Raw genomic sequence first — 21,655 nt, 5'->3', positions numbered from 1 at the left:
AGCTAAGTCTCTTTGTAACGGGCGAGCATGACTGCCCACAGGAGGCTGAACAGTCCGAAGAGCGGGTATAAAACCGATAGCAGCGCACTGAAGCCGAACTGGCTGGTCACATAACAGATGGTTAGAATACTGATTGACAGTAATGCGGAGGGAACCTTAAGATACTGCTTCAATTGCAAGGTTACGCCGTATACATCGGCCACGAAGGTGCTGAAGATCTCCATGAAGATCAGTAAGATGTAAATGAGCTGTATTGTGGTACCAAGCTGTCGGGCGATGTTGCCCATCGGAATCTCGAACTGGGTGATGCCGGGCATGCTGGAGGAGAGAGCGAAATGCCCTGCCATGAGCATGAAGCCTACCCCGATGCCGCCCGTGATCCCTCCCCAAATGATCGTCTTCCGATTTCCGGTGTGACTGCCTATTGGTACAAGAACCGCCTGTGCCATGGACAAATTGAAGGCGGAGTACATCAGCGGTGATGCCAACACGGCTAGCGGGCTAGCATCAGTAGTGATCGTCAAGAAACGGGAGGCTCCGGGAGAACCGGCCGTATTGAAGATAACGGCGAGAGATAGGGTGATCATCATCGGCACCACAACCGTATTCAGCTTCATGACCCCGCCGATTCCTCTGCCTAATAGAAAAAAGGTGGCAACGAGCGTGATCCACAGGCCAACTTGAAAAGGAAGGCCAAGGTGCTCCTCGAACACCGAGCCGGCTCCGGCCAGCATGACGCTGTTGACGCCGATCAGGACGACCAGGGTGAACAGACTGAGAACCTGTCCGATTTTTTCGCCAAATAATTTGCGGTTCAGGTCTTCATAGGATGTGGCCTGGATTTTATTCGCGAGCAGCATCATCTTCGTTCCCAACCAAATAAACATGACAGTAGAGAGCAGGATGGTCAGTGTGCCCCATTTTCCATATCGGGTAAAGAACTGTAATATTTCCTGACCGGTAGCAAAGCCTGCACCGACGACGGTTCCGATATAAGTGAACGCAATCTGCAACACTTTGATGGTATTTCTCATGGTACTCCCCCCGGATGATGTGCTATATATAGTACAAGGTATGTTATCCGGCAACGGGACATGACTCAAAGTCGTAAACAAGGAAGCTCGGGAGGAAATGGCATGGATAAATTAAAACAAGCAATTATAGATCAAGGGGTTGTTGTATCGGACCAGGTGCTGAAGCTCGATGCCCTGCTTAACCATCAGGTGGATCCGCAGCTGACGATGGAAATGGGGCGTCAATTTGCTGACCTGTTCAGGAGCGAGCACGTGACCCGGGTCGTTACCGTGGAATCTTCGGGAATTTCCATCGCTTTTGCAACCGCATATGAGCTTGGTGTTCCGCTGGTATTTGCCAGACGGAAGAAGTCGCTTCCGGCGGAGTCGGAGGTGCTGTGCGAACGTGTGCCTTCCTTTACGAAGGGAATGGTTACCGATCTTCTGATCTCCAAGGAATTTTTGAAGGAGAATGACCGAATTTTATTTATTGATGACATTATTGCCAATGGAGATGCGGCCCGGGGATTGATCAGAATTGTTGAACGCTCGGGAGCGACCTTGATCGGAGCGGGCATCGTTGTCGAAAAGTGCTTCCAGCCAGGGGCTAATGCGCTTCGAGAGAGCGGCATCCGTCTGGAGTCTTTAGCTAAAATCGCCTCGCTTGAGGGCGGGAAGATCGTCTTCGCGGATTAATCTATTTCTTCAATCTTCCTGCCCTATTTTTGCGTCCGCTTCTTTGCAGGTAAGGTTATTTTCGATATAATGGGGATGACTAGGAGAGGAGGCTTACAAAATGGGGAACGAATCGGTAGTGAATTCGGACTTTTTCATTTCTAAATTGGCTGATGCAAAGGTTACCTTCGAGCGTGCACTGGATTGCAAGCATACAGAATTTGATGACCTTTATCCCTATATGCTTGAACACCCTCAGTTCTTCTGGTATAAGCGCTATGTGGCCTGGTCAGAACTGCTTACGATTGCCGGGCTGTGTGAAGAGTTGAATATAGCTTGGCGGCAGGAATTCAGTCCTCAACAGGTTGGATATATCCAGCAACGGGTTATGTCCGCGAAGGTGCTTGATTTCTGGTTCGAGAAGAACGACAGCAAGGAGCATGCTCAGCGTTAACAGGTAAGGTTGTTGTATTGCTTGAGTATAGAGGCTTGCGCTTAAGGCGAAGCAGGATGAAGTTGTGCAGACATAAGACTCCCGCAGCTTAAGGTTGCTGCGGGAGTTTTTTTGAAGATATGGGAAATAATACGGATTCACTCGAAAGGAGGATTCAAGGCATGATTTCAGATGAGCAGCTGAATGAATTCAGAATATCCGGGGAGAAGGTTCGAGTGGTTCGCGATGCCATGCCTGAAAATGATGTGCGCGGCATCGTGGTGGCTTGGGATGACACGCATGTGCTCATCCGCAGACCGAACCGGAACGTCGTTAAGCTCGACCGGAATTACAGCTATCGACCTTCACGCGAACCTCGGGTATCCTCTTGGGAGGAAGGCACACCGGGGCAGGAATAGAATCAGTCTGTTTGATAGCGCACAATTCTCAAATATTCTCGGGGCGAGAAAATCACTTCGTTTGCCAGCTCTGTTGAGAATGCACCGATCTGCCCGAATTCCGTGCGCGGAGCTGAATCAACAGGATTCTCGGGGAAGCTCAGATGCATTCTCCACCCGGCGATAAAGATCATGGCAAAAATGCCTGAGCAAATTTTTATTTTCTGTTTTGTCAGCATGAGCAATATACCTCCATACAAGGAGAATTTCCATTAGCCCAAGGATCCATACGTTTTGTTGAAACCTTTACTTTTTTTTCTCCAGAAGCTATAATCGGTTTAATTTGATATGAATGGAAGTCGGAGGAGCCTGTCACTAACGGGCTCTTTTTGTGTTTTTTTAGCTATTTTTAATTAGGAGGCAATGAAATGACTACAGCAGAACATCGGGAAAGTGTAATGGTATGCGTATACTATGGTCCTCATGGTCAGCGGTTGATCCAGCGCGGAAGTCAGCTAGCCAAGCTTCTTCGGGCTCCGTTTACCGTCCTTACCGTGGATTCGTCCAAAGAGAACGAGTACAACGAGGACAAAGAGCAGTATCTTAAGGCCTGGGAGAAAATGTGCCGGGATTCTGGCGGGGAGTTTCTAGTGCGGAAATCCCGAGGAAGAAAAGCGGCCGATGTCATCATCGAGACGGCCAGGGAGAAAGGGGTCACCCAGATCATTATCGGACAATCCGGACAGACCTTCTGGCAGAGCTTTACGAAAGGCAACTTTGTCAATGAACTGGTGGAAAGGCTCGGTCTGATTGATCTCCACATCGTTGCGGTGCAGCGTTACGAGGCCATGCTGGAAGAAACCCATGAAGAAGGGGTTCAGGCTATATTGGTGAAGAACGGAGAAAAGTATGAATTGAATTACAGTGGAGAAGCTGTTGAGACTGAATTCATGCGAGGCACCTTTTTCAAAGAGCTGCATACCGATTTCAATAACGGTCTGTTCAAGACCCAATTGAACGGAGAACCGCAATATTTGAAAATCGTCCATGGGGAATGGACGGAACTTCGTCCATAAACCCATTTTTATAGAGAAGGTAAGAGGGAGGCTGTACTGGTGCTGTATGCGGTTGTTTTACTACCATTCCTATTTGCTGCCATCGTTCCATTAACAAAACGTTGGCATTCGCTTCACCCCGGTTGGGCGGTGATCCCGCTCCCCACGGCAATATTCTTGTATTTATTGAGCCTCATTCCGGATATCCGGGCAGGTCAGCTCCATAGGGCTGAGGCAGTCTGGGCTCCTTCCTTAGGAATCGATTTCGGCTTGTATCTGGACGGTCTGAGCATGCTGTTTGCCCTCCTGATTAGCGGAATCGGCGCCCTTGTAGTTCTGTATTCCATCTTCTATTTGAACAAGCGGATGGAAGCTTTGCGGCAATTCTACGTGTACCTGCTGTTGTTTATGGGAGCCATGCTGGGTGTGGTTTTGTCCGACAACATGATGGTACTGTATGGCTTCTGGGAATTGACCAGCATAACCTCATTTCTCTTAATTGCCTTCTGGCACCGCAGGGAAAGATCGCGTTACGGTGCCTTAAAGTCCATGCTGATTACGGTATTCGGCGGTCTTGCGATGTTTGTCGGATTCTTAATGCTCTATACAATGACCGGTACATTCAGCATTCGCGAGACGATCAATGAACTGGATGTGTTGGCAACCGGCAAGCTATTCATACCGGCTATGGTGCTCATTCTCCTGGGCGCGTTCACCAAGTCTGCCCAGTTTCCTTTTCATATCTGGCTTCCGGATGCAATGGAAGCACCGACTCCAGTAAGCGCCTATTTGCATTCGGCGACAATGGTAAAAGCAGGGTTATATTTGGTGGCACGAATGAGTCCGATTTTTTCGGGGCAGGAATCGTGGTTCTGGATCGTATCTGTTACCGGGCTAGTATCACTGTTATATGGCTCGCTTAAAGCGATACGACAGACCGATCTAAAGGCGATGCTGGCTTATTCCACCATTAGCCAGCTGGGACTCATTATGTGTCTTCTGGGCTTAGGCTCTGCGGCTGCTTTCTATCCGGGGACTGTCGAGGGTATGTTCTTTGCCGCTGCGACAACGGCTGCCATTTTTCATATTATCAATCACGCAATTTTCAAGGGCACTCTCTTCATGGTTGTGGGGATCATCGACCATGAGACAAATACTCGGGACCTGCGCAAGCTTGGCGGTCTGATGTCCATGATGCCGATCACCTTTACGGCTGCTCTGGCCGGAACGTTTTCGATGGCCGGAATCCCGCCGTTCAATGGTTTTTTAAGCAAGGAGATGTTCTTTACTGCAGTTCTAAATATTCAACAATTTGATGTGCTTCATTCCGAGACCTGGCTCGTTCTGTTTGCGGTCATAGCATGGATTGCAAGTATATTCACTTTTGTCTACAGCATGATTTTGGTATTTAAAACCTTTGCAGGTCCCTTTTCAAAGGACAAGCTGAATGCCCGTCCTCACGAAGCATCTCTGGGGCTGTTGCTGTCTCCGGTCATTTTGGCCTCGCTGACCTTGGTTTTCGGCTTCTTTCCGAATATTTTGTCTTCAACACTCATCGAGCCTGCAATGGCTTCCGTTCATCGAAATTTGCTTGCGGCCGGAGAACAATTCGCGGTTTCGATTCACCTCTGGCATGGTTGGACACCCGAAGTGTTCATGACGATCGGAGTAATCGCGGTCGGTGTCCTGTTGTATATGGCATATGGGCGATTACGCATCATGGATCGTGAACGAGACGGTGGATTTTCGCTGGACAGACTTTACGATCGGTTGCTTCGTATTCTGGAGCAAGGCTCGAACCGGATTACGAATACGTATATGACCGGCTCCAAGCGACATTATCTGCTATACATTTTTACGTTCTTGATCATAGCGCTTGGAAGTACGCTTATCCGTGCCGACGGGATCCATTTGGGCATGGTCGAGTACGCTCCTGTATCCTTCTATGAAATCATTATTATTGTGGTAATGCTTACTGCCGCGCTCTTTGTACCCTTTGCAAATTCACGCGTGGTAGCCATTTTGTTCACCGGTGCGGTCGGTTATATGGTCACGTTGTTGTTCGTTATCTTCCGTGCACCGGATCTTGCCTTGACCCAAATGATTGTGGAGACAGTGTCGGTGGTGCTGTTCCTGATCTGTTTCCGTTTCTTCCCACGCTTAAAGAAGGAAGCGGCTGCGGTCAGCTCCAAGGTCAGAAATATTATGATTTCGGTCGGAGTCGGCCTAGTCATGATGTTTGTGGCTTTGGCGGCGATAGGCAGCAGCCCGTTCGAACCGATTTCGGAGTATTTTGTAAAAGAGTCCTATCATGCAGCAGGCGGCAAAAATATCGTGAACGTAATTTTGGTTGATTTCCGCGGCTTCGATACCTTGTTTGAAATTATGGTCCTCGGAATCGCCACGTTTGCGATTTTCAGCATGGTTAAGCTGAGAATGGAACCGGGTCCGGCCTCTGCCCGAGTGAATGATATGACCGGTGCTGCAAGATTAATACCCTATCCGAAGAGCAATGACGTTATTTTGAAAACAATCACAAAGATTGCTGCTGCAATCATTACGATTTTTTCATTCCATCTGTTCCTAGCTGGCCACAACAGCCCAGGGGGAGGCTTCGTCGGTGCGCTTATGGCGTCAGCCGCGCTGATTCTGCTTGCGGTTTCATTCGGAACGGATCTGTTGTCCAGAGTGTTAGCGGTAAATTTCCGCATGGTTACAGCGACGGGGCTTTTAATTGCAATTGCCACAGCCGCAGGTTCATTTATCTTCGGAGCCCCTTTCCTCAGCCATGCTTTCGGTCATTTCTATTTGCCGATTCTGGGCGACACCGAGCTGGCAACGGCAGTTCTATTTGATCTTGGTGTTTTTCTTGCTGTAACGGGAGTAACCATGAATATGATTCTGACGATCGGAGGAGACCGGGAATGGAACTGATACTCTGTGTGGCGGTCGGAATCCTGTTTTCTGTCGGCGTATATTTGATTTTGTCAAAAAGCTTGTTGAAGATCATTCTGGGGACCTCGCTGCTGACGCATGGAGTGCACTTGCTGGTCATGACCATGGCCGGCTTGAAGCGGGGGGCTTCGCCGATATTGGGAGATAATTCCGGATCCTATGTGGATCCTTTGCCGCAGGCCCTTATTTTAACCTCAATTGTAATCAGTTTCGGCATTACGGCATTCTTCTTTGTATTAGCCTACCGTACGAATCAAACGACAGGCACGGAAGTAACGGATGACCGGGAAGGAGGCGAAGCAGCCAATGAATAATTTGCTTGTATTTCCTGTGTTGCTTCCGTTAGTGACAGCGGTGATTCTGTTCTTCTTTAAGGAAAAAATCAAGCTTCAACGCATCCTGAGCCTGATCAGCTCTCTGCTCAGCGTATTAACTGCGCTGGTGCTAACCGGACGCATTCATTCCGAAGGGATTCTTACTCTTAATCTGGGGGGATGGCAGGCGCCCTATGGAATCGTGTTCGTAGGGGATATGTTCTCGGCCTTGCTGGTGCTGGCTGCTTCTGTAGTAGGTCTCGCCGTTTTGATTTATTCCTTTGGAAGCATCGGTGGGGAACGGGAAAGATACCATTACTATTCCTTTTTTCTATTTTTGCTTGTTGGTGTGAACGGTTCTTTTTTAACGGGGGATATTTTTAATTTGTTCGTGTTCTTCGAGGTTATGCTAATGTCTTCCTATGCTCTGCTGTCGCTTGGAGGAACCAAGCTCCAACTTCGGGAAACCGTGAAATATCTTTTGATAAATATCGTTTCTTCCACGTTATTTGTCGCCGCTGTAGCTTATTTGTACGCTTCCGTGGGAACATTGAATATGGCTCATCTGTCGATGCGTGTTGCGGAATTGGGCCAGGGCGGCGTGCTTAATGTGATAGCAATCCTATTTCTGATTGTATTTGGACTTAAAGCCGGTCTATTCTTGTTCTTCTGGCTGCCCGGCTCTTATAGTGCTCCACCTTCTGCCGTAAGAGCTCTGTTCGGAGCCCTGCTGACTAAAGTCGGAGTCTATTCGATCATTCGGATATTTACGTTAATTTTCTATCACGACCCGGGCACAACGCGGCCATGGCTGATGTTTATGGCTGCCGCTACAATGATTCTGGGCGGACTTGGAGCGGTTGCTTACAAAGATATTCCGCGTATTCTCAACTATAACGTTATTGTGAGCGTAGGATTCGTGACGTTCGGCTTGGTTGCGGCGACCGGTGACGCGATCAACGGGGCCGTTTTTTATCTGCTGCATGACATCGTTGCAAAAGGCCTGCTGTTTATCCTCGGCGGTCTTATCATTAGCGCATCAGGTACGGATCGGCTTAAAGACATGGGTGGTCTGATTCAGCGGTATCCTCTCCTGGGCTGGATGTTCTTTATTCTTGCCCTGGCTCTTGTCGGAATTCCTCCGCTTAGCGGGTTTCCGGGTAAACTATTGCTCATCCGCGGGGGCCTGGAAGAAGGCATGATCGGTTTGTCGCTGATCGGAGTGGGCTCAAGCCTGCTCGTGTTGTATTCGTTGATCAAGATATTTAGAATCGGCTTCTGGGGCGATCCCCAGGAGAAGCAAATCCAGAAGTCCGGCGCATTGCCAAGAGCGGGGATGGCAGGGGCGGCAGGGCTGCTGCTGATCGTCATCCTGGCGGGGATCTGCTCGGAGTATGTCTATTCCTTCGTATCCCAAGCGGGAGAGGTTCTTGCTAATCCGGAGCTATATATTGAAGCGGTTATGAAGGAGTAGATGTTATGAAGGCACAAATACTAAGCAACCTGTCGCTTGCATTTTTATGGATGGCCTTTACAGGGAACTGGTCCGGTTCCGGATTTATAATCGGATATTTGATTGGGGCTGCATTTGTAATGTTGCTCCGTCCTTTCTGGTCTGCGCCGCTCTACCTTAGTCGAGTATGGGCTGTTTTGAGGTTGATCTGGATTTTTATTAAAGAATTGATCGTATCGAGCTTTGCGGTCATCAGGTATATTCTGACACCAAGACTGGCTATTCAGCCCGGAATCTTCGCCTATCACACTGAATTGAAGTCGGAGTGGGAGGTTACGTTATTATCGTGCCTGATTTGTCTGACACCGGGAACATTAACATTGGAAGTATCCGAAGATGGGGATACGCTGTACATTCATGCGATGAATATCGAAGATGTATCCTTGCATGCGGAACAGATTCGCAATTCATTCGAGAAGGCAATTAAGGAGGTGACCCGTTGATGACGAACAATATATTTGTAGCTGCGCTCACCTTGTTGTCTTTGGCCATTGGCGTCTGCATGTACCGGTTGGTGAAGGGACCTTCCCGGAGTGACCGGGTGCTTGCGCTGGATACGATCGGGATCAATGTGCTGGCGATGATTGCCGTTCTGTCGCTGCTGCTTCGAACCGAAAGCTTCATTGAAATTATTCTATTGATCGGGATATTGACCTTTATTGGAACTACGGCGCTTGCCCGGTACATTGAGAGGGGAGAGGTTCTGGAACATGGCAGTGATCAGCGGAATCAGTGAATGGGTAATAGCGCTCCTTGTCCTTCTGGGAGCCGTCTTGAGCGTCTTGAGTGCGATTGGTCTGGTTCGTCTACCGGATATTTATTTGCGGTCCCATGCAGCTACGAAAGGAGCGACGCTAGGGGTTCTGTGCATCCTGTCGGGAGCATTTCTGTACTTAATGCTGTTCCTTGATATCCTTAGCGTCAAATTGCTTCTTGGTATCGTATTCGTGTTCATAACTTCACCAGTGGCAGGCCATTTGAACGGCAGAGCAGCATATCGATCCGGTGTCCCCTTGTGGGAAAAGAGCGTACAGGATGACCTGCGCCGTGACTTGAATAAAGAAATTTCCAAGGAGTAGAAGAGAAACCAGCTAATACCTGGCGACACCCGTACCGTCCCACCGCGCGCTGTCAAGGGTGTCCCAAAGTAAAGTAAACTTCTGTACAGCCTTAATACCAAAATAGAGTGATATTTATATAAAAAATAGAAAGTAGAGTGATATTTATATAAAAAATAGGAAGTAGAGTGATATTCGTATAGAAAGTAGAGTGATATTCGTATAGAAGATAGAGTGATATTCATATAGAAGATAGAGTGATATTCATATAGAAAATAGAGTGATATTCATATAGAAATCAAGGAGCAGAGCGGTCTTCTTTCGCTTTTGATTCCTTGGTTTCTTGCGTCCAACTGAGGCTTTCTTGGTCAAATGGGGAGCGAGGAAAATCCAACCGACCTCCGAACTTACCTTTGGCAAGCCTCGAGGCTTTTTAGTGATATTCTGCATTAAAATCGGCGCAGTAGCACCCACGCGAGGAATTATAATGCCTTTCTTCATTAAAATCGGCGCAGTAGCACTCATGCGAGGAATTATAATGCCTTTATGCATTAAAATCGGCGCAGTAGCACTCACGCGAGGAATTATAATGCCTTTATGCATTAAAATCGGCGCAGTAGCACCCACGCGAGGAATTATAATGCCTTTATGCATTAAAATCGGCACAGTAGCACTCACGCGAGGAATTATAATGCCTTTATGCATTAAAATCACCGCAGTAGCACTCACGCGAGGAATTATAATGCCTTTCGGCATCTATTTCGCCGCACGAGCCGCCAGCCAATAATTTTAGTGCTTTTCGACACTTATTTCGTAACGCACGGCGTAACCTCACTTTGAAAAAGGTGCCCCCAATCATCGACGATGACTTTGGGGCACCTTTGCTCCGTTTTGAAGACGCGATTATTCGGCAATTTCATCGAGGAAATCGGTATGCTTTGAACCTCCGTGCAGCTCGCGGTACTGTCCGGGGGTCATTCCTTCCTGCTTGCGGAACGAACGGATGAAGTTCTGGGAGTTATTATAGCGTAATCTTGCAGCGATATCCTTGACCGGCATATCGGTCTCCTCCAGCCATTTTTTAGCCATTTTGAACCGGTACATCGTTAGATATTCACTGAAATAGGATTGAGTCTCTTTACGGAAAATGCTGCTGATATAGTTCGCGTTATAATGAAGCCTTGAAGCGCATTCCTCCAGCGTAAGGTCTGTATCGTAATAATGCTGCACCAGGTCGATGATTTTCTCGGAAATATTCTGATATTGGGCATTTTGCCGGCTGTTAAAAATTTTGATCAATGGATTAATAATAACGCTCCAGAACCAGTCCTCTATTTCTGCCACAGTAGGCAGCTCCAGCAATTCCTCGAATAAGGATCCATTGGCATGATAGATTTGATTCAACCCGATGCCTGATTCCTGCATCATGATTAGCAAATTGTTAAGCAGGCGAGTCAGCGGAATCTGGTATTCCTGCGGCGATAATTCTTGCGAAAATATACTTGCGAACAGGCTCCGAACAAGCTCTTTGGCCTTGTCGGTTTCAGCCAATTTGATCGCGTCCATCAGATCGTTTTCCTTGTGGTTCGGATAGTTCAATTTCAGATAATGCATGCCGGAGTTAAGATTCTCAAATTGAATAATCACCCCGGTGCCCAGCTTGATTCGGTATTTCAAAGCTTCAATTCCTTCCTTGTAGGCGATCGGTATTTTGTGGAAGCAATGGAACGGAAGGCTGAGACCGATGCTCACCTGCAGCTTGAGACAACGGTTGATTTCCTGCTGAAGCTGCTCGGTCAATGCATACAGCCAGCGATGGAAGGCAAGCTCATCCTCTTCTGTATTTCCAATTAAGGTAACGATGAACGGGTCCATAATGACCGGGGTAAACCGATTGTCCGGACTGACCAGCTCCTCAATCATATTGTGCGTAGCAAACAGCAGCAGGTTCAGATCCTCTTTCTCGTAGGCCGAATTTTCATATGAATCGATAGACAGGGTAATGACCGCCATCGTCTTCCAGTCCTGAAGCTGTCTGCCATAGCCAAATTGCTCCAGTTTGGTATGAAGCTCGCTCTTCTTGTAGTTGCCTTGATAAGCCTGGCTTAGCGAAAAGGTCCGCACCTGGCGGATATGCTGGTTAATCTCCCGCTCTAATTGTGATTTGGACTGGAAAAGATGGTGCAACTGCTCGCCGATCACCTGGAATTCATTGGCGTGCCGGGCTCTGAGACCTGGCTTCCGCTGTCCCAGCTGGTTCAATAATCTTTCAATGGGAGTATACATCCGCCGGGACCCGATCCAGGCGAGAAGAACGGATATCAGCAGCATGATCGCACAAATGTAGAAGGTGAACAGCCCGATCTTATTGGACTCCTTGGTCAGGCTGGCGATGGAGGTTACAGATAAATAAACCCAGCCGTTCAGTTGGGAGCGCAAGAAGCTGACGGAATATTCCTTCTTGTTGATGGTTGTGGTAAACTGCCCGGAGTTGCCTGCTTGGAGGGACAGCTTGGAACCGTCTATAAATCCGCTGTCTTCAAGCGGCATGCCGACGAGCGAAGCATCCGGATGCAATAAAATCCGGCTATGCTCATCAAGGATAATAATATCGTCTAAGGGCTGCGAATCGGAATATACGTCGCCCTGTAAAGTACATGCGGGAATGTTGGCGAGCGCAAGTCCGTATTTATGCAATTTATTCGTCGGAAGCTTCTTAATCAGGCTGATGCTGTAGCTGCATTTGGATGCACCGACACTTTCTTCGCTGTAATACCAGGATGAAGGAGTCAGGACCCATGAGTTGCTATCGGAATTCTCCAGCAAAGATATCAACTGATCTTGATCCTTGTAGGAATCCAGCCGGTATAGACCGGAGTTTTTGATCATCCAGTTTTGCTGGGTATTAAGGAGGACGACATCCTCAAGCTTGGTATCAAAGGACTGCATATTGCGGATTTCATTTCTAAGATCGTTATATAACTTGAAATCGCTTTCATTTAAAGGGCTGTCAAGAGCCCGCTTCAGGACGCTGGAGTTCACAACCTGATTCAAGGTTTGATTGACGGTGGTCAGCTTTCGCTCCACATTGGAATTAATTTGCGAGATAAGCTCCATCTTGCTCTGGTTTACATTTTTTTGAATTTCTTTGGTTGAGGTTAAATAAGAAAAAGATCCGATAAATAGTACAGGAAGCGTACTGATTGCGAATGTAAAGATCATCAATTTGCTTAGGAAGCTTAATGGTCTCACCTAACTCAGCACCTTATCATAGATAGTCATCACGTACTATTAGTGTATGTAATCTGGCATATAATAACAATAATCATTTTCCTGAATGATAATCATTTCATCGAGAGTTGCGTCAAAATGGTTAATTATTGCGGCTCCAGCATGTATGATGAATACATGAGGAAGGAGGACATTTTAAATGTATGGAAAATCCATCAGGGCGAAAGCATCCCGCCTTTTTCGTCTCATGCTGATTGTGCCATTCTTGGTGACAGCTGCTTGCGGTGGCAGTTCGGATTCGGCAGCGAAGAGAGACAGCAGCTTATATATATCGATTCTCGCTCCGCTTCATTTTCCCCAGCCGCCTGCATCGGAGCTTATGGAGGAGATTGAGCAACTGACCGGCACTCAGCTCGATGTGAACTGGATTCCTGAGGGCGTTTATACCGATAAGATGAATACGGGTCTGATTACGCATTCGTTGGCGAAAGTAACCTTCGTGAAGTTTACAGATTACAATTTAGTGAAAAATGCGATTCGCTCCGATTCCTTCTGGGAGATTGGCCCGTATCTTCAGGATTATAATAACTTAAAAAAACTGGATCCCGCAATTCTGGAGCAGGCGTCAGTAGATGAGAAAATTTACGGTCTATATACGGAAAGGCCATCCTCAAGGCAAGGGGTCATTATACGTCAGGATTGGCTTGACCGGCTTCAATTGCTTAAGCCGCAATCGCTGGATGATCTATATGAGGTGATGCGGCAGTTTACATATAACGATCCCGATGGTAACGGGAAGCAGGATACCATCGGCCTGGTCGATCGAAATGATCTCGTGTATGGGGTGTTCAAGACGCTAAGCTCGTACTTCGGTACACCGAATAATTGGAAGGTCGAGAATGGTCACTTGATTCCGGAGTTTATGACGACAGAGTACATGGATACGATGAACTTCATGAAGAAGCTGTATAATGAAGGGATTTTAAATCGGGATTTTGCCCTGACGAGCAAGGAAATTCAGCGCGATCGGTTCATCCGGGGAGAGGCCGGGGTGCTCATAGGCAGCATGACGGACGTGCAGCGTCTGGCGATCGAAGCCAGGGCGCTTAATCCGGAGGCTGAATTCACGCTGGTGAACCGGATTGAAGGTCCGGACGGCCACAAGGTATGGTCGATTCCGAATTATAATGGTTTATTCTTATTCTCGAAGAAGGCGATCCCGACAGAGCAGGAGCTACAGGATATCTTGCAATTTTTTGACCGGACTATGGATAAGGATGTAGCCAATCTGATGATGTATGGAGTGGAAGGTCGACATTACAGTATAGTCAACGGAGAGGTGATTTTACCTGAATCCACCTCCCAATTGCGCGTGTATGAGGTCAATCCGCTCTATTCTCTAATGATCGCAGATATCGGGAACGCCAATATTATGAAGGTGGGACAGAAGGAGCACTTGACCAATCTGGCCGACCAGTTAAGTGAGGATAACGAGTCCTTCCTGGTGAACGATCCGACCGTTTCGCTCAGCTCGCCTACCTTTGACGAGAAGAATGCAGAGCTGTCCGCGCTGATCGCCGACGCTACTTACAACTATATCCTTGGGAGCATCGATGCCGAAGGCTTCGCCCGGGAGATTGAGCGGTGGCGCCAAAATGGCGGAGATCAAATTATACGGGAGTACGATGCTTCGCTTGCTTTGAAGAAATAAATATCGATTCCAAAGCCTTGCCCCAACTATATTTCGAGTTGGCGCAAGGCTTTTTTTTGTACTCTATTCCCTCCCCGATAATCACCATAATCATTTCTCCAGAAGCCTTGAACCAAGCGGCCAATCTGAACAAATGATTGTATCCGGAATGCTAACGGGCATGTAATGTGAAAGCGTAATCAATTTATGTCAATGGAGGTCAAATTGGAATGAAGAAAAAGTCATTCAGTATGTTACTGACCGTATTGCTCGCATTCAGCCTGGTATTGTCCGCATGCGGGGGAGGCGAAAAGAGCAAGGAGGCAACAGCGGATCCGACACCTGCTCCGTCAAACTCCAAAGAGGAGGTCTCGACCGCTCCGGAGGAACCGACGGAAATTACGATTATGCTTCCGCTGAATACGTCAGAGACACCGCCGGACACGATCAAAAAAGAAGTCGAGAAGTTGACCAACACGAAGCTGACCTATCAATTTTTCCCGGCGGATACGTATGAAGAAAAGCTGAACACCTCTTTTGCAACGGGATCCTTGCCACAGGTTACGTATCTGAAGAACTCCACTACCTTCGTTCAGATGAAGGAAGCGATTAAAGATGGTCAGTTCTGGGAGATCGGTCCACTGCTTAGCGAGTTCCCGAATCTGAACAAGCTGAAGCCGGAAATTCTGAATAACACCAAGGTGGACGGCAAGCTGTATTCGCTGTACATCGGCAGACCGCTGGCCCGTCAAGGCATGATCTACCGCAAGGATTGGGCGGATAAATTAGGTCTTAGCGCACCGGCGAATGTGGATGAATTATTTGAAATGGCCAAAGCCTTTACCGAGCAGGATCCGGATGGTAATGGTCAGAAGGATACAATCGGAATTGTTGACCGGAACGAGCTTGTCTATGGTGCCTTCAAGACCGTATCCTCCTGGTTCGGAACACCGAACTATTGGGGAACCAAGGACGGCAAGCTGGAGCCGGAGTTTACATTCGAAGGCTACTACGACACGATGGATTTCTTCAAAAAGGTACGTGAGAACGGCTATATGAACCAGGACTTTGCTGCGACAAGTAAGACGGATGCCGTCAAAATGTTCACCAGCGGCAAGGCAGGGATGTACATCGGCGGCTCGATGCAGGATATCGATTCACTGCATAAGGACCTGATCAAGAACGTTCCGGAAGCGGTGCTTGATACGCACAGCATGGTTGCCGGTCCTGACGGTAATTTCGCACAATGGATGATTCCGGGATATAACAACATTGTTCTGTTCCCGAAATCGGCTGTAAAGGATGAGGCCGAGCTTAGAAAGATTCTCGCTTTCTTTGACAAGATGATGACGCCGGAGGTTGCCAATGTAATGTACTGGGGTATCGAGGGTGTCCACTATACCGTCGTTGACGGCAAAGCCAAGCCTTCGTCAGAGAAGGAACTGATTGAGCGTGAGGTAAAGGGCTACAAGGACAGCGTTATCGGGGAAGCCGAAACGAACGGAATGTACGAGAGCTACAATGAGCTTCCGGGCCGGATTCATGCGGAAGAGCTGCTTCTGGAGAACGTAAAGGTTGGGGTAGCTGACCCAACTGCCGCACTGGATTCAGTCACCTATATGGAAAAGGGTGTTGAGCTTCAACAGATTATTACGGATGCGACGTATCAATATATGTATGGACAGATCGATAAAGCCGGCTTTGAGAAAGCAGTATCCGACTGGAAGAGTCGGGGAGGCGATAAGATCATCGAGGAGTTTAATGCCGCTGCGAAATAAAGCGTGACTTTGCAGTCACCCGGAAAGGCTGTGGAACTGCCATGGCCTTTTCGGTTCATCAAATAGTAGAGAGGAAGAATCTCATGCAGGAAGTCACCGTTCAGCCCGGAGCCGCCCCTCCGTTGCGGCTCGAGAAAAAAACGAGATCAAGCGAGCTCAAGAAACGGTTGTGGCGAAATAAATGGCTCTATGTGATGCTGTTGCCCGGAGTGCTGTACTTTATCATTTTCAAATATCTTCCGATGTACGGACTCATTATTTCATTTCAAAATTATAAGCCTTATCAAGGAATATTCGGCAGCGAATGGGTAGGATTTGAGCATTTCAAAAGGCTGTTCACGGAGCCGGAGTTTTTCAATATTTTATGGAATACCATCGTTTTGTTTGCGTTAAATATATTTATTTATTTTCCGATCCCGATTATTCTCGCTTTGATGCTCAATGAATTGAGAGGCAATTTCTTCAAACGGATATTTCAGACACTGGTATACCTGCCGCATTTCATGTCATGGGTTATTATCGTATCCATCTCCTATGTTATGGTCACGATGGATGGCGGGATTATTAATGAATTGCTGAGTTATTTTGGCTTTGAAAAGATCAATTTCCTGCTTAGTAACGGCTGGTTACGTCCGATGTACATTATTCAGGTGATATGGAGAGAAGCAGGTTGGGGGACGATTATTTATCTCGCAGCGATCGCAGCCGTTGATCCGGGACTGTATGAGGCAGCCCGTATGGATGGAGCCGGCAGAATGCGTCAGGTGTGGCATATTACGCTGCCTACGATCCGCGGGGTTATTATAACGCTGTTCATCTTGAAAATCGGTCATGTGCTGGATTTAGGCTTCGAACATGTCTATTTGCTCTTAAACTCCATGAACCGGCAGGTTGGGGAAATCATCGATACGTATGTCTACACGGCTGGTTTGCGACAAGGACAATTCAGCTATAGTACGGCGATTGGCTTCTTTAAATCGATCATCGGCTTGATCATGGTTATGCTAGTTAACCGGATCTCGAAAAAAATGGGTGAAGAAGGCGTTTACTGATATTGCAGGAGGAATCTAAAAATGGTAGAAGACAGATCGATTAGCGGCAGAATTTATGCCGCCATCAATTTCACGCTGCTTGCCTTGATTGCGTTAATTACCGTGCTTCCCTTCGTCCACGTTGTTGCCGGATCATTTACGACGAGTGCGGAGCTGGCTGCGCATAAATTCGTGTTGATTCCAAGGGTCTGGAGCTGGGATGCGTACAAATTTATTTTTTCCACAAATACGATATTCAGGGCGATGGGCGTCTCCATTGGCGTGACGTTAGTCGGAACCCTGTTCAGTATGTTTATTACTTCATTGATGGCCTACGGTCTGGCCCGCAGAGATTTGGACGGGCGGAATGTGATTAACTTTATGGTCGTATTCACCATGTTGTTCACCGGCGGGATGATTCCTACCTTCCTGGTCGTGAAGGAATTAGGACTGATCAATACGTATGCCTCGTTAATCCTGCCGTCGGCAATCAGTGCGTTTAATATGATCATTCTTCGGAACTTCTTCCAGAACATACCTGAAGGTCTAGAGGAGTCGGCAAAAATCGATGGGTGCAGCGATTTCGGTATTTTGTTCAAGATCGTGCTTCCGCTGTCCATGCCGGCCATCGCAACGATCTCCCTTTTCTATGCGGTGACGTATTGGAACACCTATATGAGCGCCATTCTGTATCTGGATGACAGTGCCAAGTGGCCGATTCAAGTGTTGCTGAGACAGATCGTCGTGCTGGCCAGCGGGATGGACCATAGCTCTACATTAGACGGAACGGTGCCTCCGCCGGATCAGACGATCAAGATGGCGGTCATAGTAGTGGCTACGCTGCCCATTCTTATGGTGTATCCATTCCTGCAAAAGCATTTTGCAAAGGGAGCGCTGTTGGGCTCGGTGAAGGGTTAAAGTTCAGATAATCGCTCGGACGATCTGCGAATCAAAAGTCTTAGACGAATCACAATTGGAGGGAGCTTGAACATGACGGTTAGTCGCCCGGAGACACCGATTCAATGGGCCAGGAAGGCCTGCGACTCATTAATGGATATCTACGCTGCAGCGGGCAATCTTCCCCCTGCGCATCGATGGCATTATCATCAGGGTGTATTTTTATGCGGAATGGAGCTCCTTGCACAGACGGTTCAAGATAGCGGCCGTTACATGGAGTACATTCAGCAATACGTCGATAACTTGGTGGATGATTATGGTAATTTCTACTTCGCCCGGGATGAACTGGACGCGATGCAGGCAGGGCAGCTGCTCTTTAGATTACATGAACAGACTGGTGAACCGAAGTATAAAGCTGCTGCGGATAAGCTGCGCTGCCTGCTGCTGACCTTGAACAGAACATCGGAGGGCGGCTTCTGGCACAAGGACAAATATCCGAATCAGATGTGGCTGGATGGGCTGTACATGGCAGGCGTGTTCTCTTTGAAATATGCCAACGCTTATGGCGAAATTGGCTTGCGGGAGATCGTGCTGTACCAGGAGCGGCTGATGCGCAAGCATATGAAGGATGAAGCTACCGGCTTGCTGTATCACGCCTGGGATGAAAGCCGTCAGATGCCCTGGGCAAACCCGGATACCGGCTGCTCTCCGGAGTTTTGGAGCCGGGCGATAGGGTGGTACGGACTGGCTCTAAGTCAGTTTCTTGATTTGCTGCCAGAGGATGATCCCGGCCGGGAGGAGCTGGTGAAGGAGCTGCGGGGATTCGTTCAGGTGCTCATTCGTTATCAGGATGGTGCAAGCGGTTTATGGTATCAGGTGGTGAACAAAGGAGATCAGAAGGACAATTGGCTTGAGGCCTCCGGCTCCTGTCTGTTCGTCTATACACTTGCGAAAGCGGTCCAATTCGGACTGGCCGGTGAAGAGGCAGTAATCGCGGCCAGAAGAGGTTTTGAGGGATTGACCGAAATCGTGGAATGGGATGAGCAGGGGCGGCTGCTGTTGCCGGATATTTGCATCGGAACCTCGGCTGGCGATTATGAGAACTATGTGACTCGTCCGAAGGTGAAGAATGATCTGCATGGAGTTGGGGCCTTCGTGATGGCTTGTGTGGAAATGCGGTCTTTAATGACGACATAGGAGCGTAAAATCAAAAATGAGCATTTATAATATCACAGACTATGGTGCAACCAGAGACAGCGGTATACCGGCAACCGCAGCAATCGCCGCAGCGATAGAGGCTGCGAGTGAAGCCGGCGGCGGAACAGTCTACGTTCCTGCAGGGGTGTATGTGACGGGATCGATCCGGATGAAAAGCCATGTCGAGCTTCGGCTTAGTCCTGGCTCGGTGCTATCCTTCAGTACCAATCCGGCTGATTATCCTGTGGTGGAATCAAGATGGGAGGGAGTGAAGCGGCCTGTGCATGCCTCTTGCATCTACGGCGAAGACCTGGAGCAAGTCTCGGTGACGGGCAGCGGGACGCTGAACGGGAACGGACAGCCGTGGTGGCATAAGCAGAGAAATGCTCCGCATGAGCTGGAGTACCCGCGGCCGAAGCTGATCAGCTTTGACCGGTGCCGGCGGATCACCATCCGGGATGTCTCGCTCATTCAATCTCCGTCCTGGACGATTAATCCGATCTGCTGCAGCGATGTCACGATCGATAATGTATCGATTAACAATCCGGCGGACTCTCCGAATACGGATGGAATTAATCCGGAATCCTGCAACAATGTCCGTATTGCGAACTGCCATATCGATGTCGGGGATGATTGCATCGCTATTAAGGCGGGAACGGAAGATACGGCGGAAAGGGTGGCCTGCGAGAATATTACGATTACGGGCTGCACGATGATACATGGACATGGCGGTGTGGTGATCGGCAGCGAAATGAGCGGCGATGTCCGCAATGTCACCATCAGCAATTGTATCTTTAAAGGAACGGACCGGGGAATCCGTATTAAATCCCGTCGCGGCCGCGGCGGTACGGTCGAGGATATTCGCGTTGCCAATGTGGTTATGGAGGAGGTCATCTGCCCCTTCATTATGAATCTCTATTATTTCTGCGGCCCGCGCGGGAAGGAAAAATACGTGTGGGACAAAACGCCTTATCCGGTGACAAAGGAAACGCCCAGGTTCAGAAGAATACATTTTATGAATGTAACAGCCCGGGAGGTCCATGCAGCAGCAGGATTTCTTTATGGGTTGGCAGAACAGTACGTATCAGAGATTACGTTCGACGGAATCGATATTTCCATGGCCAAGGAAGCGATTCCGGGCAAGCCGGCCATGATGTCGGGGATACAGGATATGAAGCAGCGCGGGTTCTATCTGGGAAATGTCCGGGATGTGCGTTTTAACCGAGTTACGATTGAGAATCACACGGGCCCTGCCTTCTACATCGAGAACGGGGAAGATGTAGAAATCGTGCATTGCCGATCGAAAAATACGAGCAAGCCGGAGCCTTTGGTAGAACAAGTGGAACTCGTACCGTTAAATCTGGAGTTGGAAGAATCCTGAGTATGAAAAAGTAGTGTAGTGGAGAGGAGCCGTCTGGCATGATTTTGGTAGGGGCATCGTCCTTCTGTCATTTCCGAACAATACAGGGGGCGGTAGATTTTCTAGAGCAGACAGCTTCCGGAGAGCAGGAAACAATTTGTATCTTGCCGGGGATCTACGAGGAGCAGGTCATAATCTACCGTTCCAATCTGAAAATGGTTGGCATTGGAGCGGTTGAGTTAACGATGAACCGTTATGCCAAGGAACTGGATGAAGACGGGAATGAAATCGGCACATTTGCCACGCCGACCTTATTTCTGGGCGGAGAACGCCTTGTCGTTGAAAATATGACGATTTCCAATACGGCAGGGATGGGGGAGCATATCGGTCAAGCTGTGGCGGTGTATGCCCATTGTGACCAGACGGTCTTTCGCAATTGTGTATTCAAGGGCCACCAGGACACTTTATTTACTGGCCCTTTGCCGCCAAAGCCCAAGGAGCGGGCGCAATTTGGCGGTGTCCCGATCAGGGAGCAGCATGATCACTATCGCCAGCTGTATCAAAATTGCTACATCGAGGGGACCGTCGATTTTATCTTTGGCGGGGCGACTGCTTATTTTGATGGCTGCAATATTCACAGCCTGCTGCAAGCGCCCGGGAAGAGAGGGTATCTTACAGCCGCCTCCACTCCAATCGGACAACAATACGGTTATGTCTTCCGTGGCTGCTTCATCACGGCAGATCCCGGTGTGTCGGAGGTATTTCTGGGACGGCCTTGGCGCGAGTATGCCCAGACCGTATTTGTGAATTGCCAATTGGGCGAGCATATTCATCCGTCAGGCTGGGACCACTGGGATAATCCAGCAAATGAGCAGACGGTAGATTATCGGGAGTACGGCCCAGCAGAGATGATGGCTGCGATCTCCAAGAGCAGGGTGGCCTGGGCGAGGTGTGAGGCGCTTGAAGAAGCTGCAGACAACCCGGCAGCAGGTTATGCCCTGGAGCAGGTTTTCGCCGGAACCGATTTCTGGAGGAACTAGCCTTCAAGGATAGGAAC

21 protein-coding genes are annotated in these 21,655 nt (G+C 48.6%); 17 read left to right on the top strand and 4 right to left on the bottom strand.

The window, feature by feature from the left end:
- Nucleotides 1–2: 2 nt before the first annotated feature.
- Entirely contained in the window at nt 3–1,034 is a 1,032-nt protein-coding gene (locus KI362_RS04160) for a YkvI family membrane protein (protein WP_301625073.1), read from the bottom strand.
- Between the two features lie 102 nt (nt 1,035–1,136).
- Between KI362_RS04160 and KI362_RS04155 the strand changes: the two genes are divergently transcribed.
- The 3 genes from KI362_RS04155 (at nt 1,137) to KI362_RS04145 (ending at nt 2,540) form a co-directional block, all read left to right on the top strand.
- Nucleotides 1,137–1,709, top strand: coding sequence for a xanthine phosphoribosyltransferase (locus KI362_RS04155; protein ID WP_301625072.1), 573 nt, complete (start codon nt 1,137–1,139; stop codon nt 1,707–1,709).
- 100 nt (nt 1,710–1,809) lie between these two features.
- The gene (locus tag KI362_RS04150; RefSeq protein ID WP_044477838.1) at nt 1,810–2,142 is read left to right on the top strand and encodes a hypothetical protein; all 333 of its coding nucleotides are present in this window, start codon (nt 1,810–1,812) and stop codon (nt 2,140–2,142) included.
- A gap of 161 nt (nt 2,143–2,303) precedes the next feature.
- On the top strand, nt 2,304–2,540 hold the full coding sequence (locus KI362_RS04145) for a hypothetical protein (RefSeq protein ID WP_044477839.1): 237 nt from the start codon (nt 2,304–2,306) through the stop codon (nt 2,538–2,540).
- 2 nt (nt 2,541–2,542) lie between these two features.
- Here the strand turns inward: KI362_RS04145 and KI362_RS04140 are convergent, their stop codons facing one another.
- Nucleotides 2,543–2,758, bottom strand: a complete 216-nt coding sequence (locus KI362_RS04140) for a hypothetical protein (protein WP_301625069.1) — start codon at nt 2,756–2,758, stop codon at nt 2,543–2,545.
- Between the two features lie 189 nt (nt 2,759–2,947).
- On the opposite strand from KI362_RS04140, the gene KI362_RS04135 reads away from it, so the two are divergent.
- Genes KI362_RS04135 through mnhG form a run of 7 tightly spaced genes read left to right on the top strand, consistent with a single transcriptional unit; the run spans nt 2,948 to nt 9,435 of the window.
- Nucleotides 2,948–3,595 carry a universal stress protein gene (locus KI362_RS04135; protein WP_301625068.1) on the top strand — a complete coding sequence of 216 codons (648 nt, stop codon included), beginning with the start codon at nt 2,948–2,950 and terminating at the stop codon, nt 3,593–3,595.
- Nucleotides 3,596–3,634: 39 nt separating this feature from the next.
- Nucleotides 3,635–6,508, top strand: a complete 2,874-nt coding sequence (locus KI362_RS04130) for a Na+/H+ antiporter subunit A (protein WP_301625066.1) — start codon at nt 3,635–3,637, stop codon at nt 6,506–6,508.
- The gene (locus tag KI362_RS04125) at nt 6,499–6,843 is read left to right on the top strand and encodes a Na(+)/H(+) antiporter subunit C (protein ID WP_044477844.1); all 345 of its coding nucleotides are present in this window, start codon (nt 6,499–6,501) and stop codon (nt 6,841–6,843) included. Before KI362_RS04130 ends, KI362_RS04125 begins: the two co-directional genes overlap by 10 nt.
- A complete protein-coding gene (locus tag KI362_RS04120; protein WP_301625064.1) occupies nt 6,836–8,317 on the top strand; it encodes a Na+/H+ antiporter subunit D in 1,482 nt (493 codons plus the stop codon). Before KI362_RS04125 ends, KI362_RS04120 begins: the two co-directional genes overlap by 8 nt.
- A 5-nt stretch (nt 8,318–8,322) precedes the next feature.
- Nucleotides 8,323–8,799: a Na+/H+ antiporter subunit E gene (locus tag KI362_RS04115; protein ID WP_301625062.1), complete on the top strand. Its 477-nt coding sequence runs from the start codon at nt 8,323–8,325 to the stop codon at nt 8,797–8,799.
- On the top strand, nt 8,799–9,092 hold the full coding sequence (locus KI362_RS04110) for a Na(+)/H(+) antiporter subunit F1 (RefSeq protein ID WP_301625061.1): 294 nt from the start codon (nt 8,799–8,801) through the stop codon (nt 9,090–9,092). Before KI362_RS04115 ends, KI362_RS04110 begins: the two co-directional genes overlap by 1 nt.
- Nucleotides 9,067–9,435 (top strand): monovalent cation/H(+) antiporter subunit G, encoded by a 369-nt coding sequence (gene mnhG, locus KI362_RS04105; protein WP_301625059.1) that lies wholly within the window; start codon nt 9,067–9,069, stop codon nt 9,433–9,435. The genes KI362_RS04110 and mnhG overlap by 26 nt, the downstream gene beginning before the upstream one ends.
- Nucleotides 9,436–9,678: 243 nt before the next feature.
- Here the strand turns inward: mnhG and KI362_RS04100 are convergent, their stop codons facing one another.
- Both KI362_RS04100 and KI362_RS04095 read right to left on the bottom strand, forming a co-directional pair.
- Complete coding sequence (locus KI362_RS04100) at nt 9,679–10,143, bottom strand: hypothetical protein (protein ID WP_301625058.1); 465 nt, start codon at nt 10,141–10,143, stop codon at nt 9,679–9,681.
- A 174-nt stretch (nt 10,144–10,317) separates the two neighbouring features.
- Complete coding sequence (locus KI362_RS04095) at nt 10,318–12,666, bottom strand: AraC family transcriptional regulator (RefSeq protein WP_301625056.1); 2,349 nt, start codon at nt 12,664–12,666, stop codon at nt 10,318–10,320.
- A gap of 178 nt (nt 12,667–12,844) precedes the next feature.
- On the opposite strand from KI362_RS04095, the gene KI362_RS04090 reads away from it, so the two are divergent.
- The 7 genes from KI362_RS04090 to KI362_RS04060 all read left to right on the top strand — a co-directional run bounded on the left by KI362_RS04090 (nt 12,845) and on the right by KI362_RS04060 (nt 21,638).
- On the top strand, nt 12,845–14,356 hold the full coding sequence (locus KI362_RS04090; RefSeq protein WP_301625055.1) for an extracellular solute-binding protein: 1,512 nt from the start codon (nt 12,845–12,847) through the stop codon (nt 14,354–14,356).
- 209 nt (nt 14,357–14,565) lie between these two features.
- Nucleotides 14,566–16,113, top strand: a complete 1,548-nt coding sequence (locus tag KI362_RS04085) for an extracellular solute-binding protein (RefSeq protein ID WP_212939441.1) — start codon at nt 14,566–14,568, stop codon at nt 16,111–16,113.
- An 83-nt stretch (nt 16,114–16,196) separates the two neighbouring features.
- The gene (locus KI362_RS04080; protein ID WP_044477854.1) at nt 16,197–17,165 is read left to right on the top strand and encodes an ABC transporter permease; all 969 of its coding nucleotides are present in this window, start codon (nt 16,197–16,199) and stop codon (nt 17,163–17,165) included.
- 21 nt (nt 17,166–17,186) lie between these two features.
- Nucleotides 17,187–18,062 (top strand): carbohydrate ABC transporter permease, encoded by an 876-nt coding sequence (locus KI362_RS04075; protein ID WP_212939439.1) that lies wholly within the window; start codon nt 17,187–17,189, stop codon nt 18,060–18,062.
- A gap of 72 nt (nt 18,063–18,134) precedes the next feature.
- Nucleotides 18,135–19,238, top strand: coding sequence for a glycoside hydrolase family 88/105 protein (locus tag KI362_RS04070; protein WP_301625049.1), 1,104 nt, complete (start codon nt 18,135–18,137; stop codon nt 19,236–19,238).
- Nucleotides 19,239–19,254: 16 nt separating this feature from the next.
- Complete coding sequence (locus KI362_RS04065; RefSeq protein WP_301625047.1) at nt 19,255–20,619, top strand: glycoside hydrolase family 28 protein; 1,365 nt, start codon at nt 19,255–19,257, stop codon at nt 20,617–20,619.
- Nucleotides 20,620–20,660: 41 nt separating this feature from the next.
- A complete protein-coding gene (locus KI362_RS04060; RefSeq protein WP_301625251.1) occupies nt 20,661–21,638 on the top strand; it encodes a pectinesterase family protein in 978 nt (325 codons plus the stop codon).
- The last annotated feature ends 17 nt before the right edge of the window (nt 21,639–21,655 follow it).

The sequence above is a fragment of the Paenibacillus apis genome, assembly GCF_018333295.1.
GTDB lineage: Bacteria > Bacillota > Bacilli > Paenibacillales > Paenibacillaceae > Fontibacillus > Fontibacillus antibioticophila.
Note: the sequence above shows the minus strand (reverse complement) of the source record. Positions and strands in the feature narration are given on the sequence as shown.

Bases quoted from the DNA above. Each gene is read 5' to 3' on its own strand.
- KI362_RS04160 (WP_301625073.1), bottom strand. From the start codon at position 1,034: ATGAGAAATACCATCAAAGTGTTGCAGATTGCGTTCACTTATATCGGA.
- KI362_RS04155 (WP_301625072.1), top strand. From the start codon at position 1,137: ATGGATAAATTAAAACAAGCAATTATAGATCAAGGGGTTGTTGTATCG.
- KI362_RS04150 (WP_044477838.1), top strand. From the start codon at position 1,810: ATGGGGAACGAATCGGTAGTGAATTCGGACTTTTTCATTTCTAAATTG.
- KI362_RS04145 (WP_044477839.1), top strand. From the start codon at position 2,304: ATGATTTCAGATGAGCAGCTGAATGAATTCAGAATATCCGGGGAGAAG.
- KI362_RS04140 (WP_301625069.1), bottom strand. From the start codon at position 2,758: ATGCTGACAAAACAGAAAATAAAAATTTGCTCAGGCATTTTTGCCATG.
- KI362_RS04135 (WP_301625068.1), top strand. From the start codon at position 2,948: ATGACTACAGCAGAACATCGGGAAAGTGTAATGGTATGCGTATACTAT.
- KI362_RS04125 (WP_044477844.1), top strand. From the start codon at position 6,499: ATGGAACTGATACTCTGTGTGGCGGTCGGAATCCTGTTTTCTGTCGGC.
- KI362_RS04120 (WP_301625064.1), top strand. From the start codon at position 6,836: ATGAATAATTTGCTTGTATTTCCTGTGTTGCTTCCGTTAGTGACAGCG.
- KI362_RS04115 (WP_301625062.1), top strand. From the start codon at position 8,323: ATGAAGGCACAAATACTAAGCAACCTGTCGCTTGCATTTTTATGGATG.
- KI362_RS04110 (WP_301625061.1), top strand. From the start codon at position 8,799: ATGACGAACAATATATTTGTAGCTGCGCTCACCTTGTTGTCTTTGGCC.
- mnhG (WP_301625059.1), top strand. From the start codon at position 9,067: ATGGCAGTGATCAGCGGAATCAGTGAATGGGTAATAGCGCTCCTTGTC.
- KI362_RS04090 (WP_301625055.1), top strand. From the start codon at position 12,845: ATGTATGGAAAATCCATCAGGGCGAAAGCATCCCGCCTTTTTCGTCTC.
- KI362_RS04085 (WP_212939441.1), top strand. From the start codon at position 14,566: ATGAAGAAAAAGTCATTCAGTATGTTACTGACCGTATTGCTCGCATTC.
- KI362_RS04080 (WP_044477854.1), top strand. From the start codon at position 16,197: ATGCAGGAAGTCACCGTTCAGCCCGGAGCCGCCCCTCCGTTGCGGCTC.
- KI362_RS04075 (WP_212939439.1), top strand. From the start codon at position 17,187: ATGGTAGAAGACAGATCGATTAGCGGCAGAATTTATGCCGCCATCAAT.
- KI362_RS04070 (WP_301625049.1), top strand. From the start codon at position 18,135: ATGACGGTTAGTCGCCCGGAGACACCGATTCAATGGGCCAGGAAGGCC.
- KI362_RS04065 (WP_301625047.1), top strand. From the start codon at position 19,255: ATGAGCATTTATAATATCACAGACTATGGTGCAACCAGAGACAGCGGT.